This window comes from Spirosoma aerolatum (assembly GCF_002056795.1).
Classification (GTDB): Bacteria; Bacteroidota; Bacteroidia; order Cytophagales; family Spirosomataceae; genus Spirosoma; species Spirosoma aerolatum.
In genome coordinates, this window is record NZ_CP020104.1 from 5,775,584 (window position 1) to 5,793,154 (window position 17,571).

Here is a 17,571-nt window from a genome sequence, read left to right on the forward strand (position 1 = left end):
TTTATCAGTTATTCGAATCGACGAGTTTCTTAGTTGACTCCTCATCCGATAATTGTACCTGTTGAGCCGCTCGCCAGGGAATGAGGGCAGCGAACAGAATAACTACGCCAATACCCGCCGTAATGCTACCGCCCATCGTCGCCAGCGCACTCAGCCCAAACAGCATCAGGGCAGTAAATACCAGCGCCCCGGCAATAACCTGTAAGCCAAAGCGATTTTGTTTCCGAACTTCCAGACGTTCTTCGGTTGATTCGGCCTTTGCGTCGTCGCGTTTTTGCTGTCGGGCAATCAGGTATCGGTTGTATTCGTCGGCAATCTGATCCTTCGACCGCGCCCATAATTCATAGCCCAGCAGCAGCAGCAATGGCAAGCCTACGCCGATGATGGTTTCAGCCGCACGGGTAAGTTTAAAATCAAGCAATAAGGGCGACAGCACTTTAAAAAACAGATTGACGGTCAGGCTAATACCCGTAACCCAGAGCGTTGTCCGGCTGGTTAGCCGCTTTGAGAACAGCGCCCAGAGCGGTGGTGCCAGCAGCGGCCCACCCGAAATAGACGAGATGCTCAGCACCACTTCAACAATACCCCCCGCAGCCGGAACCAGTAGGGCAATACCGATCATACCCAGACCAAACACCCACGACGAACCCCGTGCCACTCGAATCAGTTGCCGGTCCGATGCCGCCGGATTCACGATGCCTTTGTAGATGTCGTTGGTAAACACCGCCGATACCACGTTCAGAGCCGTATTGGCACTGGCTGAGGTCGAAAAATACATACCTGTCAGCATCAGGCCCAGCAGACCCGGCGGCAGCACGAGCTTGCAGATCATGAGGTAGGCATTTTCGGTATCCAGGCCCGTCAGCGATGGATTGATGGCCTTATAAATCATGGGGGGCATCATCCAGATGACCGGGCTGATGAGGTACAACCCAGCAAACAGAAACGCCACCTTCCGGGCCGATTTTGGGCTATCGACGCTCGTGTATCGCTGCACAAAGGTCCAGTTGCCACCGATGTAGCAGATATGATAGATCACGAAAGCCGCTACAAAGCCAAAAGTATATTCACCGTTCAACAAGTCGAAAAAGCCGTCGGGAACGTGATGAGTAAAGCTGTCAAAACCGCCTACTTTTTCGAGCGATAAGGGGAGCAGAATAAACACCGCTGCCGACAAGACCACGAACTGCAAAATATCGGTAACCATCACGGCCCAAAGCCCACCTACGGCCGTATAGGCAATCATGAACAGCCCCAGCCCGATGGTACAGGGTACCAGTGGCAGGTTCAGCGATGAACTGACCAACCTGGCAACCGGATATAATACCGAGCCTTTGATAAACAGCGATACCAGCGTGAAGATGAAGATGTAGGCTTTCTGTACCGTAGCCCCCAACCGTTCGCGTATAAACTCGGCAGCCGTCAAGGCCCCCGTTGCTTTCCAGCGTGGAGCCAGATACAGACCTGTCACCAAGGCACCGATGCACATGGTCCACTGGATGGTAATAGCCACCCAGCCATGTTTGTAGGCGATGGAACCCCAGGCTACGAAGGTACCGGCTGAGAAGAAACTCATAAACAGCGAGAGGCCACCAATAAACCAGGGGACGGCCTCTCCCCCCGCAAAGAACGACTTCAGATTCCGTCCTGTCCGGGCGAAGAGCATACCGATTCCCAGCACAAAGGCCGAGAAAATGACAATGACGGTGGTATCGATGGTTGTATTCAAGAGTATATTCGTTTATGAAGGCAGTTAAAAAATAGAACGCTGATTTTTATGATCTATATGATTTTCAAAAGCCATAAGACACAGCGTTCATTTCCGTACTTACCAACCTATAATTCCTTATTCTCAAGCGTTATCACGTCGATACCGAAAGCGGGTAATTGCTTTTTCACGGGCTTTCCGTCTTTAGCGGTCATCGTAAAATCGCTGGCTTGTGCCCGGTTATTGAGTAACACCAGGAATAGTTTACCGCTTTGCACGGATTTCGCCAGGATGTAATCGACGGATGGATTGTCAATCGCTACAAGATTTTCGTCGATGATCAGATTGGCTTTTTCGCCATTCACTGTTCCCGGAGCAAAGCCATAGGTTTGGTGTGGCCCCACTTTAGGCGTTACGAACCCACGCGGAAATGTCACCTTTCCCCCCGACCGCAATTCGGCTTCGGCCAGCAGGTAATCGGTCAGCCAACCCACTTGCCACCAGGCATGGTGTGGGTAAGGCCCCGCGCCCCGATTCATGGCGTTCCAGTAATAGGAAGCTACACTCGTTTTAGCATCGACAAAGGCATCCCGCCCGATAGCTCCAGCCCGCGCCATATCGGCAAAAATGGGCTCTTTTGTCAGGCCATACATCCGAATGAACAAGCCGGCATGGCTGCATAACTGAATCGGTCCCGCTCGATTGGCCGATCCGAAAATACCCCCGTGTTCAAAGCTTAGTCCCGTCTGGCTGATCTCCCAATCCTCCCGCTGCACACCATTGACGATTTTTAGGGCGTGATTGGCAATAGGATGTGTATAAATCGATGTCGTATAAATTTTAGCAGCTTTGATGGCTCCATCCCGGTAGCGAGTGTCTTTGGTCAGGTCGTATAAATCCAGCAGGGCCTGAGCCGACTGTCCAGTAGCAAAATCAGGTGCGTAGCGGGCATCACCACAAACGCCCAGAAAGCTACCTGTTTCAATGGCATTTTTCAGAAACCAGTCGGCTCCTTTTCGGGCAGCAGCCAGGTATTTCGGCTCATCCAACAGTCGATACGCTACGATCAGTCCGTAGAATGTTGGCCGAAGGTCCCGAATATCGTTAAAGATTTCCTTTTCCGTATGCCGGTCGTAGGCAACTGCCCAGTGCCCATCCGGTTTTTGCCAATCGATCAGCCGATCCGCTCCGAAGCGCAGACGTTCCTTTAGCTCGGCATTCGTGGGTTCAAACAGGAGCATGTTGCCCATATCGAGCATGGTGTAGTAAGTTAGTGCAATCGGTTCGACCACCTCGCCCCACTCCTCCACAAACTTTTTGGACTTGGCTAAATAGTATTGTCCTTCTACAGCCCCCTTGAAAAAGTTGTTTCCCGTCTCCTGCTGCGCTAGTTTAAAGTTCAATGCATAGGGTAGAACGTTTTGGGTCAGCAATGGGTCTTTTGTCGCATTGGCCAGCATCCACATCGCTCCATAGTCGGAGTTTTTCATAGCGTCTTTATTGGAACCGACTACCCCACCCAGGTACGATTGCGCCCCAATCTTTTTGCCTTCAAACGCTTCAATATTCCACATCGACGTTTTGGGATCGGTCAGGTAATGGTGCATTTTCTGAATGCGGTCGGTCAGCGATTGTTTGCTTTGCCGCAAGGCCAACGTTTCTTTGAACCGATAGATGTCGTACACTGCATGATTCAGCGCTTTGAACCAGTCGCCATCCATCAGGCTATACCGAAATGTGTAGGTTACGCTCTCCCCCGTTTTTAGTGCCGATTTCGGTTCACCCAGAATCGGGTAGTACAGCGTAGGCGAAAGTTGCGCCTTGCGGTTCATGTGCGACAGGCCAATGTTCCAGGTTGTCTGGGTGATTTTATCAACCGCCCAGGGGTCGCGAGCCAGGCCCGGTTCGGGAATCACCGAGAGGGTAATTCCATTTTTACCCGTCAGCATAGGGCAAAGGGTACTGGCGCAACGCTCACGATAAATGGCGGGCAAAGTCGGAATACCGTGCCCGTAGGCGTAGGCCAGCGCGAAGTTTTTCTGAAAGGCATTGCCCTGAAAATACCCTGGCACCGTAGCCCAGGCTAGATTTTGTTCTGTCAACGTGGCTAGTGTCGGGCTGGCGAGCGAGAAATACCCTTCTTTCTTCGGCGTAACGGTTTGCTTAACAATCACATCTGACCCAAACTTCGGATCAAACGACCACTCGGTACGAATCGTGGCCACGTCCGTTTCCTGCCGAAACTGAAGGTTATTTTTACCGATTTGCTTAGCCTCTTTCGGAAAGAAAAAGTAAGCCTGCCCAGCTTTGTTCAGGGAAACCGGATTGGTACTTTCGGCCCACTGCTCTTGCTGATAATGGTATTTCTCACCCGGGAAAACCGCTCCCGTAATATCCCGGAAAGTCGTATCCGGCTTATCGGATGGTTTTTCGGCGGCATAGAGCAGCGTGTTTTCGCCGGATGGCGCGGGCATGTCAACCCAGCGATTCGCTTTGCGGATCGATACCTTTCGGATCGTCCATCCTTTCGCAGACGTCTGCCAATCGATTTTTACCCGATCATTGGCCAGCGACAACGTCTGGGACGATTGTGCCTGAACCCGGAGAACGGTTAATGTCAGAAAAATAAAAAGACCTTTAAGCGGCATTATGTTCTTTGTTTATTGTCATTAACCTGATCGCTTTGGATCAACGGTTATAAGTCCGTTAATCCAGCGGTTGCAAATGTTTTTAGCTGCCCGTTATCAGCGTAAATAATGTAGGCATCCAGTTCTTTATGCTGTTCCAGAAATCGCTTCGTGTTTTCCAGTCCCATCACCATAAACGCGGTATCGTACCCGTCGGCGGTGATGGCATCGGCCGCAAACACCGTTACGCTAAGGACTGAGCTTTGCTCCATTTCTCCCGTTTTGGGATTGATAATATGGCTAAACAACTGGCCATCGGCCTGATACTGATTTCGGTAGTTACCGGCAGTAGTCATGGCCCGATCCATTAGCTTCACCTTTAGCTGCAATTGGTTAGGATGTATTGGATTATCGATCCCTACTACCCAGGGTTGCGCCTTATCCTTCTGCCCTTTCGCCCGAATTTCACCACCTATTTCTACCATGTAGTGCTCTATTCCATGATCCTCCAGAAGCCCAGTGACCAAATCGACCGAATATCCCTGGGCAATCCCGTTGAAATCCAACCGTACATTCGGTTTCTGCTTTCGGACCGACAGCGAATCAAATACGATCTGCCCGAAACCAACCCATTGCAGTAACGAATCCACATTGATCACATCGGTCTGCGCTGGCTTTTTAGGGCCAAATCCATACGCTTCAACCAGTGGTAATACCGTTGGGTCGAAAGCGCCCTTTGTTGCCCGAAATATCGCTTCCGATTTCTTTAATACCGGATAGAAATAAGGCCGCTGAAACCGATGCGAACTAGTCCGATTGAATTGTGACAATTCGGAATCGGGTCGGTACAGCGACAGGCATTTATCAATTTCCAACAGCAACGAATCGATTTTTTCCTTCAGATTGCGCTGCTGCGGGTCTCTGTATTTTACATGGTAGGTTGTACCCTGCGCTTCTCCCTGCACACTGACCATCGGCGATTGTGCATCCGCATTGGAAGGAACAATCGCCATCGTCAGCCCAAAAAGAATCTGGTACCAGTTATGGTTTACTCGCCGTTGCTGGTTCATCTTTAATGATCGCCATAAATTCCGGCAGGTGCTCCTGATACACCCCCCGTGGTGATGTATTGTATTTCTTTGCCACATAGGAAGCATACCCAACCACTTCGCCCATCATGCCACAGGTGCGCATCACCCGCGTACTACCAAACGCTACGTGCGTGGTGCTGATGTTGCGCCCGGCCATAAACAGATTCGAAATGTTGCGGGAATACAGACAACGGTATGGAATGGTATACGGTGCCACTTTGATGTGCTTCGTTCCGGCAAAAAACTCCTGTCCTTCAAAATACTTGCTATTCTTCGGATCTGGAAAGTGCAGGTCGATGGTCCAGGTAGCAGTTACGGTTCCATCGGGGTATTGTTTACCCTCCTGAATGTCCATCTGGTTCAGAATATGGTCGCCGATCAACCGCCGGGACTCGCGTTTGCCACCGATGTAAGCCACCCAGCCCAGTTCGCGTTTTCCGTATTTTTCTTTTTTGTTCGTCTTCAGATACGACCAGTTTCCGTAGATGGCCCGTAGGTTATGATCACGAATTTTTTCAGCGTCGGTGATGGTGTTGTAATTCCCGAAACCGGTTTCCCATTGCCAGTCGGAGCGGGCTTCGTCGATGTGGTATTCGTCCGAAAACGGCAGCGCCCAGGGCACTTCGGGAAAAGAAGAAACGGTGTCGCGTTCCAGCGATGCCCACAGATTAGACGTGCCCAGCGTAAAATCATCCGCCTTTTCGGCCGCTAATGACTCTCCGGTTTCGGCTTTGCTCTCCCGACCAAACCGAAGGTCAGCCCCCACCAGATACCCAACGGTTCCATCGCCCGTACAGTCGGCAAAGTAGGTACCTTCGAAGCGTGTTTCTTTGTTGGTCGCAATATCCCGGCCTACCACGGCCACTACTTTATCCTTGTCTTTTTCGACTTTGTACACATGAGTGTTCAGGAACAACGTGATGTTTCGCTCGGCCTTCACAATAGCAATTTTTCGAGCATCACCGTATTCATTCCCATTCGGATTACCATTGCCCGGATCACCGTTGTCCATCTCCCGAACAATACGGCCCAGTTTAGGATAGTGGTTCTGGTCGGTTTCGCCCCTTAGGTGCACCCGAACTTCCGAACTATTGTTGCCGCCTAATAACGGGCGGTCCTGAATCAGTGCCACTTTTAATCCCATCCGGGCTGCTGAAATGGCCGCACAGGTTCCGGCAATCCCACCACCCACAACTACCAGATCGAAATGCCCTGCGTTGGCGACAGTACCCGTCAGGTTGAGGAGTTTGTTGCGGAACGCGTTCAGATCGGCCAGTTTATTGGGAGGAGTGAATTTGGGAACATTCGTAAACAGAATGGCATCGCAACGGCCATTGAAACCCGTCAGATCGTGTAAGGTTACCGTAACCTGCTCATTCTGAACGTTTGTTTCACCACCATAATACCATTTCCATTCATCGGACCCACTTTCGCCAAACGTCATTGGTAACGCCTGGTTGTCGAGCTTCACCTGAAACGTACCCGGCCCTTTCGGAAATGGTGCCCAGTCTTTGGTGCGTACCCAAATCTGGTATTTCCCTTTTTTGGGGAAACGAACCGTGGTGGTCGCATCCTTTACCGGCCGACCCATTCCGTGCGCCATCAGGTAAGATGACCCCTGAACCACAAACGACTGTTGATCGATAACCCAGCCGCCCTTGTTTTCGAACGATTCTGTTTCCAGAAAAATAGGCTCCTGCGCTAACGACACCAGCGATAACAGCAGAAAAACCAGCATATTGACACCTGTTTTCATCTTACTTGTTGGTTTGCATAACGGTTGATTCGAACGCTTTCATACGCTTTCTGACGGCTTCATTTTTAGGATGGAACCGGGCCAGCATCCGATACACATCGGTCGCGTACTCCTCGTTTGGGCTATCGAGTTGTTGTGCCAGTACCTGTTGCGTTTTGTCGTCGAGTTTCGATTGTCCCGACAGCAGCTTAAGCATCATGGTCGACTGCTCCTGATTGGCATTCGGCAACTGCTGAGCGACGGAATTAGCCAATACAGGGCGCAAGGGAATGGTAGACAGCTTTTTCAGAATAGCGATCTGAAGCAGATACCCGGCTTTTTGGTAAGTGTGCCACAACCAGGTTTGCTGCGTGTCGCTACTCAGGAATCGGTCCGATATTTTTTGCAACGCATACCGAGCCGTAAACAGGTTTTTTCCTTCAATCACCTTCAGAATATCGGGTTTAAAATCTGCATAAATATCGCCCGTTGGTGTAATTACCTGCTCCATAGCCCAATACTGGTAATGATAATTGGTACTGGCCAGGAATCGGTGCAATAACGCATCGTCCTGATAGGTCTCCGTTATACGTCGAATCTCGGCCACCACCGATCCGTGAGCAATATGCCAGAGTGTATAGCACGTATAGACAGCCCCTTCAATCACCTCATTTTTAGTGGTTTTCAACGTAGCCCCCGCTTTGGCATCGACCGAATCGGCCAGATTTTCTGTTCCTTTCCCGATCAGATCATTCATCGCTACATCCTTGAGAATAGAATTCGGGTTGGCGAGTATATCCCGTAGCTTTTCGTAATCGACTGGCTTAAACTCCTCATGATCCATCTTCGTCAGCACCTCGCGGGGTGGCAAATCATACCGGGTATAATTGCCCAGCAGATCCCAGTAAAAATTGATGTAGACTGGTTTGCATTCACCCGTCAGGCAAACCGGCGTAAATACGTTTCGGAAGAAATAGGCAGGTTGTCCAGCCTCATCTAACGCCAGCTTTAGCGTGTACGTAGTGGTGTCGTTTTCACGGATCGTAAACTCACGAATTTTTCCCGAATCGAGTTCAGTAGTAAGTGAATGAGCGAAAGAGGGAATGAGCGAAAGGGTGAAAACGAGCGCATGAGCGACAAAGGATCGAATAGCTACCAACCTTCCATACCTACGGTACTTTAACAGCCTATAATCAGTCGAGACGTCCATCGTTCATATTAAAGTTCATCACCCAGGCAATCGCTCAAACGCTAATGGCTACTTGCTACTTCCAATCTGGATTCTGCTCCAGCTTCAGGTTAGCGTTTAATTCATCCTGCGGAATCGGGAAATATTTGTTCTTAGCCGTAACGGGCCGCGACGGGTAAACGCTATTCACAGCTTTCGGAATCACCGTCAGGTATTTGCCCGTACGGGTCAGGTCGTACCAGCGGTCACCTTCGGCAAAGAACTCCCAGGCACGCTCCTGAATGACCGCATCGACGAAGGCATCTTTACTCAGCCCCGTCTGCAAATCCGGCAACCCGGCCCGCTTCCGAACAGTGTTGATGTATCCGTATGCGGTTGGCGTTGCGCCGTTCAACCGCGCTTCAGCTTCGGCAGCGATCAGGTACATATCGGCCAGACGTAAAATAGGGATATTGCAGATCATACCCGTAGTCGTGTTCGGGTCCTGATATTTCTTGATCAACACGCCGTCGGTTGTGATGGGTGTAATATTCTTTTGGGGTACAATCTTCCCGCTTCGATCCACGTAGTTCGTATCGAGCAATTGGCGTCGCTTATCGGCCGGGTTAAAGGAATTGAAAAACGACATATAGGCAAACATCGATCCGAAGGTGGTTCGGCCATACTCAGCGCCTGCGCTACCGGGAGGGCCACAAAGCCCTGTCAACTGGTGCGTACGACCGGGCGAGATCGGATCGACTTCATAAGCCCACATGTTTTCAATCCGGGCGGCATCTTCCTGATCGTATTTGTACACATTACGCACATCGGGCATCAATGCATACTTACCCGATGCAATGACTGCCTGGGCTTTTTCGAGCGCTTTCGCCCAATCTTCGTTGTACAGAGCGGCTTTGGCGTAAAGCGCATTCACCACCTCTTTCGATGGACGACCTTTATCGACCGCAGGATACGAGGGCAATCCGGCTGCAAAGGCCTGATCCAGATCGCTGTATATCTGTTTGTACACCTCAGCTTTCGGGCTTTTCCCTACTATGGCAGCCGCTTCTGAAGAGCTGGGCGTTGTTTTGATCACAACATCACCAAAATTCTTGGTCAATGCCCACAGGTAAAATGCCCGCAGGTAATACGCTTCGCCAATGATCTGTTTCTTGCGGGTTTCGTCCATCACGGCATCGGGCACTTTGGCAATAATCCAGTTGGCTTTTTCAATACCATCGTAGCTCGACGCCCAGATTTGCTGGGGAGATTCATTGGTCCGGGAATTGCTCTTCTGTACGGTATAATTGACGTCATACGAGAAGAGTGTCAGCGTATTACGGCCTACCACACCGCGCGGATAGGTCTGATCATCACTGAAATCAGGCACCAGCGTCATTGCCGGACCACTATACATATCAGCAATCGGATCATAGGCGGCAATCAGCCCTTTTTCGGCATCAGCCGCCGTTTTGTAAAACGCTTCGGTATAGATGGACGAGTAAATGGTTTCGTCCAGTTTGCAGCCTGCTACGCAAATGGCCGCGAGTATAGGGATAAGGATTTTTTTCATGGTTTATAAAGAGTGAAAGAGTGAAAGAGCGAAAGAGTGATTAACTGCTTCATTTGAAGAATGACTGACGATTTTCGCTCATTCACTCATTCGCTCTTTCACTCTTTAGAATGTGACCTGCAAACCGCCCAGGAATGATTTCGCCTGTGGATACACGAGATTGTCGATACCAATGGCTGTGTTCGATCCTGCATAGGTATTTACCTCAGGATCGAAACCGCTATACTTCGTGATCGTGAATAGGTTATTGGCGCTTACATATACCCGAATCTGCTGAATCCCTTTGATTTTGGGAAGGCTGTAGCCCAGTGTAACATTCTTACAGCGCAGATACGAGCCATCTTCCACCACATAATTGCTGACCGGCATACGGCCACCCTGTGCCGGAGCCGGAAATTCATTACTCGGATTCGTTGGCGTCCACCGGTTAACAACCCCTTTCAGCATATTGCGTTGCCCCAACGGCAGGGTAAACGAAAGACGGCTGGCGTTGTAAATATCGTTGCCCTGGGAACCCGACAAAAACGCGCTGAAGTCAAAGTGTTTATAGGACAGGTTCGTTGAGAAGCCGTAAATAAAGTTTGGGTTTGGATTGCCGGTTATAATCTGATCGGCAGCCGAAATGGTGCCATCGCCGTTGATGTCTTTTACTTTCTGACTACCTAACGTACCCCCATAACCGGGCAAAATAGCTTCTCCCGTTTGGTTGACCCCATCAAACACATAGGTTTTAAACAGACCAAGTGGGCTACCCACCTGCAGAACCGAATAGGAGGTAACGAATCGCTCCTGGGTTGTACCACCATCCAGATCCAGCAGTTTGTTGCGGTTGAACGTCATATTTCCCGAAACGCTCCACTTCAGCGGACCATCCAGAATTCGGGCATTGACGGCCAGTTCAAGTCCTTTGTTTTCGAGAGAAGCAAAGTTGCCCACAATGGTGCTATAGCCGGAGCTGAGTGGCAATGTTTTTACATAGAGCAAGTCTTTAGTCGTTTTCTGGTACACGTCCATGATGAGGCTAATCCGGTTATTCAGGAAGCCTACATCAAGACCAATATCTGCCTGGGCCGAACGCTCCCAACGCAAATCAGGGTTCGCAATACCCGACGGGTTGATACCAGTGGCATACGCGTGGTTGATGTTATAATCGCTACCCGATGCCGAAACCGTTGCCAGCGACTGGTAGGGATCGATACCCGCAGCATTTCCGGTAATACCGTAGCTGGCCCGCAGTTTTAAATCGGACAACCAGGTAACCGATTTCACAAATGGCTCTTCGATGATTCGCCAGCCAGCCGATGCCGCTGGGAATAGCCCATATTTATGATTAGCACCAAACCGGCTCGATCCATCCACACGGGCGGTCAGGTCCAGGAAATATTTGTCTTTATAGCCATAATTGATCCGCCCCAGGTATGAATCCAGTCGTTGGGTTGTGCGATTGCTGGTTACGGTACGGTTCAGCGCCAGTTGCACGGCTTCGTTCTGGGTGGCATCGTTCGGAAAGCCAGTCGCATTGATCTGGTTCATGTTATAGTTTTCAACCTGCGTGGCAAAAACGGCCGTAGCCTTGAACGAATGAATTTGTGCGAAGGTGTGATTATACGTCAGGATACTTTCGTGCAAAAGCGCCAGGTTGTTGGTATTCGTTTTGGAGCCAGATCCCGAATTGTCCGTCAAGTCGGATTTGTTGACAATCGAACGGGGCGAATACGTATCCCGAAGGCTATTCTGCATATCGATGTTGAACGAAGCCCGGTAGGTAAGCCCTTTCAGGATATTCGCTTCTCCATACAAATTAGCGAGCGTCCGCCGAATAGCCGTCTGATTCAGGATAGCCGTGTAATTCAGCGGGTTGATTACCTCCCGATACTGGCCATTTGCCTGCTCACCAAATGGAAAGATAGAGCCATCGGCCCGATAGGGTTGTAGCGTAGGTGGTGCCCCAACGGCAGCCCCCAATACGCTACCGGTTACCACACCTGCATCGCCAATAGACTGGTTACCAGTCGTAACGCCCGAATTGACGACATAACTTCCTAAAACACTGGTTCCAATCTTCACCCGGTCACTGATCCGATGATCGACGTTCAGACGATAAGAATATCGTTTGAAATTGGAATTGATAATAATCCCGTCCTGATTGAAGTAGTTTGCCGAAAGCGCCAGTTGTGTTTTTTCCGAACCACCATTAATTGACAACTGGTGGCTTTGAATGGGCGCTTCCCGGAATATGATTTTCTGCCAGTCCGTTCCTTCACCCAGCGAAGCTGGATTTGGGTAGTAGTTATTTTTAAAGGTCTCGTTTTCTACCTGGGCGAACTCAGCGGCATTCAGCAGATCCAATGTCTTATTTACCTTCTGTACCCCATAATAGCTATCGAGGGTGACACGGGTAGCGCCTGTTTTACCCCGCTTGGTCGTAATCAACACTACCCCATTAGCAGCTCTTGACCCATAAATAGCAGATGCAGAAGCATCTTTCAGGATCTCAACCGACTCAATATCATTCGGATTGATGGTAGAAAGGGGGCTTACGTTGTTAATCTCACCACTATTGTTAGTGCCGTTGGAAATCTGAATCCCATCCACTACATACAGAGGTTCTGAATTCCCATTGATGGAGTTTGTTCCCCGAATACGCACGCTGATATTTCCACCCGGAGCACCCGTATTCTGGCTAACCTGTACCCCGGCGACGCGTGCCTGTAAGCCCTGGGCCACGTTGGCAACGGGAGTTTGTACTAGTTCAGCCGACTTTACCGAGGCAATAGCCCCTGTTGTTTCGATCTTCCGCTGAGTACCGTAGCCCACCACAACCACTTCATTCAGCGACCGGTCGTCCGACTGCAAGGCGATATTGATTGTGCTGCGATTCGCAATGGCTGCCTCTTGGGTGACGAAGCCAATGTACGAGAAAGTTAGCGTGGCCGTGCCCGACGGTACCGATATGGAATACTGTCCATCAGCGTTTGTTGTTGTTCCCTGCTGGGTTCCCTTAACCAGGACGTTGACGCCGGGGAGCCCCCCATTGTTTGATGCATCGGTCACGCGCCCGCTTACAGTGCGGGACGATTGAGCATACCCTGCCAGCGAGGTTATCAGACAAAATAGCCCAATCGTAGTTCGTAGTAGTAGAATAGATTTCATTGGGTAAGCAGTTTCCTGCCTGTTCGGTTTGGGAATATTAAAATCAAAAAAATACAAAATCTAGCAAATTATCGACTTCACTGGCTAGCGCATAACTTGGCATGTATTAAGCTGAGAAAACGGCTGAAAAAGGCTTAAAAACAAGCATTTTCTTATCCAGTGATTGATATTACCGCCAAACAATGATTCTACAAAGATTTTTTTGACTTTTTTTATTGGGAACATTCCCAATTTTTTGGGAATGTTCCCAATAATTGTAGTAGAACTGGGTTGTTACTTACTTATACCAATAGAAGCCACTGGTACAAATATTAGATAAATCATATTTTATCAATTCACTTACTACTAACCTGCCGAATGCATCAGACAACCATCATTGACATTGCCCGCGAATTAGGTATTTCAAAATCAACCGTATCACGAGCCTTGACGGGGCATCCAAACGTTAATGCAAAGACACGCCAACGCGTGCTGGAAATGGCCTCTCAGGTAGATTATCAGCGGAATCAACTGGCTATTTCGCTCTTAACCAACCGAACCAGCACAATAGGCATCATGGTCCCCGAATTCATTAGCTTTTTCTTTCCCAAAGTCATTATTGGCGCTCAGGAAGAACTGGCCCGGTCGGGCTATAACGTGGTGATCTGCCATTCCAATGAGTCGTATGAAACGGAGGTGACGAATGCCAAAGCGCTGCTGGCTAGCCGAGTCGATGGGCTGATTGTGTCGCACACCAAAGAAACCCGCAACTTCGACCATTTCCGTGTATTTCAGCGGAAGGGCATCCCGGTCGTGTTTTTTAACCGCGTTTGTGAGGATATGGACGTATCGAAAGTGACGGTCGATGATTATAATGGCGCTTTTCAGGCAGTCGATCACCTGATCAAAACGGGTCGACGACGTATAGCGCATCTGGCGGGCCCGGACACGCTTACCAACAGTCGGAGTCGATTAAATGGCTATCGTGATGCCCTGACCCAGAACGGAATCGCCATCGACCCGGAACTGATTATCTCGTACGATCTAAATCTGGACAAGGCCAATATCTACGTGAATCACCTGCTGAATTTACCCAATCCGCCCGATGCCTTGTTCACCATCAATGACCCGACCGCCCTTGAGGCCCTGAACGTTGCCAAACGCCGGGGTATTCGGGTTCCGCAGGATCTGGCTATTGTTGGCTTTAGTGACGACCCCATTTCGGCACTGATCGAACCCGGTCTGACGACCATTGCCCAACCAGTCGATGAACTGGGCAAACAGGCTGCTCAGCTCCTTATCAAACAATTACTGGCCGATGATGAACGCCCGGCATCGGAAACGATAGTCCTTCCTACCCGCCTGATTGTTCGCGGATCGACTGTTAACTAAGCAAAACACAGATCGTCTGTTACACAGATAAATAAACCTTTTAAAAAACATTTTAGTCCCTCAAAAAATTGGCATGGTATATGATATGTTCAGATCAACTATCTCCTCTATATACCCATATCTGAACAATCATGAATACTACTCAACCAGATTCCGTCTGGAGCATTATCGACTCGGCCATTACGACTCAGCGAGTCATTCAGATTAAACAGAACAAAAGCTGGCGAACCCTGGAGCCGTATCAGTTCGGGTTTCCCAAAGAAGGTCGAAAGCAGCTAACCATTTATGGGTACTGCCTGGACATCGTACCAGATGCACACACGCCAAGTCGATGGCAATTGGTCGAACTGGAGAATGTTGAAGAAATCGAGCTAACCAATTACTGGTTTCAGCCCCGCGCCGATTATACTGGCCAAACCGATCTGATGCAAACGATTTTCTGCCAGCTCACCGCGCAAAAGAAACGACGGAAGAAACGATTGAACAAACCTTCTATAATCCCCTATTCATCAAATTGATCGAGTGATCAACCGGCACTACAGGCTCGTATAAACTCGCATTACATGGGTGTATTTTTCAATGCCCGCTGATCAGCCAGAACCGGCTTCGTCGGACTATTGGTAAGCTGCATTTTTGAAACGCCGGTATTGGCTGTAAACGCCCCATACGGTGAAGTCTCCTGGGCAGGAACCCGTTCTGAACATTTGTACTGCTGCTGACGATCAACCAGGCGGTTACCGGCCACAAATAAAGCACCCATTACGACATAAGGGAACAAGGACTTCATGATCTTTACTTGAGTAGTAGTTAAAACGAGGTTAGCGAAACAAAACTACGACAAGCTCTGCTGACCTAAAGCGCAAGTACATATCAGGCGATTTTTACCGGACAATTGGTAGGTTTGGGTTTATGGATGGTTTTACAGAAGTGTTAGCCTTGCGTTAATTATTGAGCACCTAAAGAAAAAGGCACTCCGGTCGTATATTACCAAAGTGCCTTATAAAATCAAATCATGTAATCAGTCTCGCTTTTATCTTTACCTAGTTGTTCCAGTCGAAATAGAATAGCCTTTACAGGAGTTGGTGCGGATACAGGGTAGTGTTTATTTTCATAATCTTCCACAAATAGGGCAAGGACATCCAATTCGTCCGATTCAGGCGAATCCTCCACCAGATCCATCTGCATTAGCTCATATACCCGCTCTAAAGCGGCTTCATATTCTGCTTCGTTTTTAATCACTTTTAACATAACGCACTGTCTTCAGCCTCTGCCCAACGAGCCAATCGACTCATCACACGCAAAGCGCTGGCCTATGAATAACCGTTCCCGCTCGTTCGCGATACAATCGCGGATGAGCGGTGAAACATGATATAGATTTAGGATTGATTATTTCATGGGAGCACGGTTTCCGTTAACTTTGGTAATGTGTCGAATACACAATTAACCAAATTACAATCTGACATGAAAAAGCACTTCGTCTACCTCTTTTTTTTCCTGCTGATAAGCCACCTAAGTCGGGCGCAGACGTCCTCCACGTCGCCAACTATTGGCCCTGAGCAGGGTTCACTGATGATCGTTGGTGGGGGCGCTATGGGTCCTGAACTCTGGAACAAATTTGTTGAACTGGCGGGTGGCCCCGACAAAGCCGATATTATCATTATCCCGACAGCCGGGGAAGATTCAGCCGCCAGCAGCGCCCCCCGCGAGAAAGAGAAACTGACGAGCCTGGGCGTAAAAACCATTACCATCCTGCATACCCGCGATCCGAAAGTAGCGAATCAGGAATCGTTTGTGGCCCCGATTCGAAAAGCCACCGGCATCTGGTTCGTAGGCGGTCGGCACTGGCGGCTGGCCGATTCGTACCTGAACACCCTGGCTCATAAAGAATTCAACGCACTGCTCAGTCGGGGCGGTATTATTGGTGGCACGTCGGCTGGAGCCACTATTCAGGGATCATTTATGGTTCGGGGCGATACCAAAGGCAATTCGATCATGGTTGGCGATCATACCCAGGGGCTGGACTTTATTCATAACGTTACCATCGACCAGCATGTCATGCGCCGGAATCGTCAGTTCGACCTGATTGATGTCATCAAAGCCCGGCCTGAACTACTGGGCATCGGTATCGACGAGGGGACGGCTATTCTCGTCCAGAAAAATACGTTTGAAGTCATGGGAGCTTCGTATGTAGGTATTTACGAAGCGGGTCAGATTACCAGCAGTGCCAAATATCCATCGGGCATGAACAGTACCGGCGGCCCCTTTTACTACCTGAGCAAAGGCCAGAAGTTTGATCTCAAAACGCGCAAAGTTATTCCTACGCAACCCAACCGTACCAACGAACCCGCGAAATAAAAAATAAGAAATGGTCAAGACTAGTTAAGTGAGATCAACACCTGACTACTCCTGACCATTTCTGGCAACACCAGATTATTATACCAACACCGTTTTCAGGAGTTGCTCCAGAATGAGCCGTCCATCGGTATTGCCAAGAACGGAGTCGGCGGCCCGTTCGGGGTGGGGCATCATACCGAACACATTTTTAGCCTTGTTACTCACTCCGGCGATATTTTCTAAGCTACCGTTGGGGTTAGCCGATTCGGTAACAACACCCGATTCGTCGCAGTAGCGGAACAGAACCTGGTCGTTATCATTAAGCGCCTTCAACGTATCGGCATCGGCAAAATAACGACCATCGCCATGCGCAATGGGAATTTTGTAGGCCGCCTTATCCAGCCCAGCCGTCAGCAGTGCATCCTTCGATTCAGGCTTGAGATAAATGTTCTTACAAACATACTTCTGGCTGCTGTTCTGAAGCAATACACCCGGCACCAGACGCGCTTCGGCCAAAATCTGAAACCCGTTACAAATACCCATCAGATAACCACCCCGATTGGCATGGGCAATCACTTCGTTCATGATGGGCGAAAAGCGAGCAACGGCCCCTGTACGCAGGTAATCACCGTAGGAGAAACCACCCGGCAGGATGATAAAATCACAACCTTGCAGGTCATGGTCTTTATGCCAGAGTTTGATAACCTCCTGGTCCATCAATTTCAAAACATCGACAGCATCCTGATCACAGTTCGAGCCGGGGAATACAACAACACCGAATTTCATAGTGGCGAAAGAGCGAAAGAGTGAT

The 17,571-nt window shown here is 49.6% G+C and carries 13 protein-coding genes; 3 read left to right on the plus strand and 10 right to left on the minus strand.

From position 1 onward, the window contains the following. Positions 1-4: 4 nt before the first annotated feature. From B5M13_RS23900 to B5M13_RS23930, 7 genes are all read right to left on the minus strand, one after another. Positions 5-1,729 carry a sodium:solute symporter family protein gene (locus B5M13_RS23900; protein WP_080058058.1) on the minus strand — a complete coding sequence of 575 codons (1,725 nt, stop codon included), beginning with the start codon at positions 1,727-1,729 and terminating at the stop codon, positions 5-7. A 107-nt stretch (positions 1,730-1,836) separates the two neighbouring features. After that, a complete protein-coding gene (locus B5M13_RS23905; protein ID WP_080058059.1) occupies positions 1,837-4,356 on the minus strand; it encodes a glycoside hydrolase family protein in 2,520 nt (839 codons plus the stop codon). A 47-nt stretch (positions 4,357-4,403) separates the two neighbouring features. Next, positions 4,404-5,405, minus strand: a complete 1,002-nt coding sequence (locus B5M13_RS23910; RefSeq protein WP_080058060.1) for an FAD:protein FMN transferase — start codon at positions 5,403-5,405, stop codon at positions 4,404-4,406. Continuing rightward, positions 5,377-7,182 (minus strand): FAD-dependent oxidoreductase, encoded by a 1,806-nt coding sequence (locus B5M13_RS23915; RefSeq protein ID WP_080058061.1) that lies wholly within the window; start codon positions 7,180-7,182, stop codon positions 5,377-5,379. The genes B5M13_RS23910 and B5M13_RS23915 overlap by 29 nt, the downstream gene beginning before the upstream one ends. Before the next feature lies 1 nt (position 7,183). Next, positions 7,184-8,320, minus strand: a complete 1,137-nt coding sequence (locus B5M13_RS23920; protein WP_179950459.1) for a hypothetical protein — start codon at positions 8,318-8,320, stop codon at positions 7,184-7,186. A 106-nt stretch (positions 8,321-8,426) separates the two neighbouring features. Then, positions 8,427-9,902, minus strand: a complete 1,476-nt coding sequence (locus tag B5M13_RS23925; RefSeq protein ID WP_080058062.1) for a RagB/SusD family nutrient uptake outer membrane protein — start codon at positions 9,900-9,902, stop codon at positions 8,427-8,429. A 105-nt stretch (positions 9,903-10,007) separates the two neighbouring features. Further along, complete coding sequence (locus tag B5M13_RS23930; RefSeq protein WP_080058063.1) at positions 10,008-13,055, minus strand: SusC/RagA family TonB-linked outer membrane protein; 3,048 nt, start codon at positions 13,053-13,055, stop codon at positions 10,008-10,010. A 357-nt stretch (positions 13,056-13,412) separates the two neighbouring features. Between B5M13_RS23930 and B5M13_RS23935 the strand changes: the two genes are divergently transcribed. Next, positions 13,413-14,426 (plus strand): LacI family DNA-binding transcriptional regulator, encoded by a 1,014-nt coding sequence (locus B5M13_RS23935; RefSeq protein ID WP_080058064.1) that lies wholly within the window; start codon positions 13,413-13,415, stop codon positions 14,424-14,426. 131 nt (positions 14,427-14,557) lie between these two features. Continuing rightward, entirely contained in the window at positions 14,558-14,944 is a 387-nt protein-coding gene (locus B5M13_RS23940; RefSeq protein WP_080058065.1) for a hypothetical protein, read from the plus strand. A 41-nt stretch (positions 14,945-14,985) separates the two neighbouring features. Here the strand turns inward: B5M13_RS23940 and B5M13_RS23945 are convergent, their stop codons facing one another. Both B5M13_RS23945 and B5M13_RS23950 read right to left on the minus strand, forming a co-directional pair. Beyond that, positions 14,986-15,213 (minus strand): hypothetical protein, encoded by a 228-nt coding sequence (locus B5M13_RS23945; RefSeq protein ID WP_155297322.1) that lies wholly within the window; start codon positions 15,211-15,213, stop codon positions 14,986-14,988. Between the two features lie 218 nt (positions 15,214-15,431). After that, positions 15,432-15,674, minus strand: coding sequence for a helix-turn-helix domain-containing protein (locus tag B5M13_RS23950; RefSeq protein WP_080058067.1), 243 nt, complete (start codon positions 15,672-15,674; stop codon positions 15,432-15,434). A gap of 213 nt (positions 15,675-15,887) precedes the next feature. Between B5M13_RS23950 and B5M13_RS23955 the strand changes: the two genes are divergently transcribed. Further along, the gene (locus tag B5M13_RS23955) at positions 15,888-16,781 is read left to right on the plus strand and encodes a cyanophycinase (RefSeq protein WP_080058068.1); all 894 of its coding nucleotides are present in this window, start codon (positions 15,888-15,890) and stop codon (positions 16,779-16,781) included. A 78-nt stretch (positions 16,782-16,859) separates the two neighbouring features. Here B5M13_RS23955 and purQ read toward each other — a convergent pair whose 3' ends face one another. Next, positions 16,860-17,546: a phosphoribosylformylglycinamidine synthase subunit PurQ gene (gene purQ, locus B5M13_RS23960; RefSeq protein WP_080058069.1), complete on the minus strand. Its 687-nt coding sequence runs from the start codon at positions 17,544-17,546 to the stop codon at positions 16,860-16,862. Positions 17,547-17,571 lie beyond the last annotated feature (25 nt).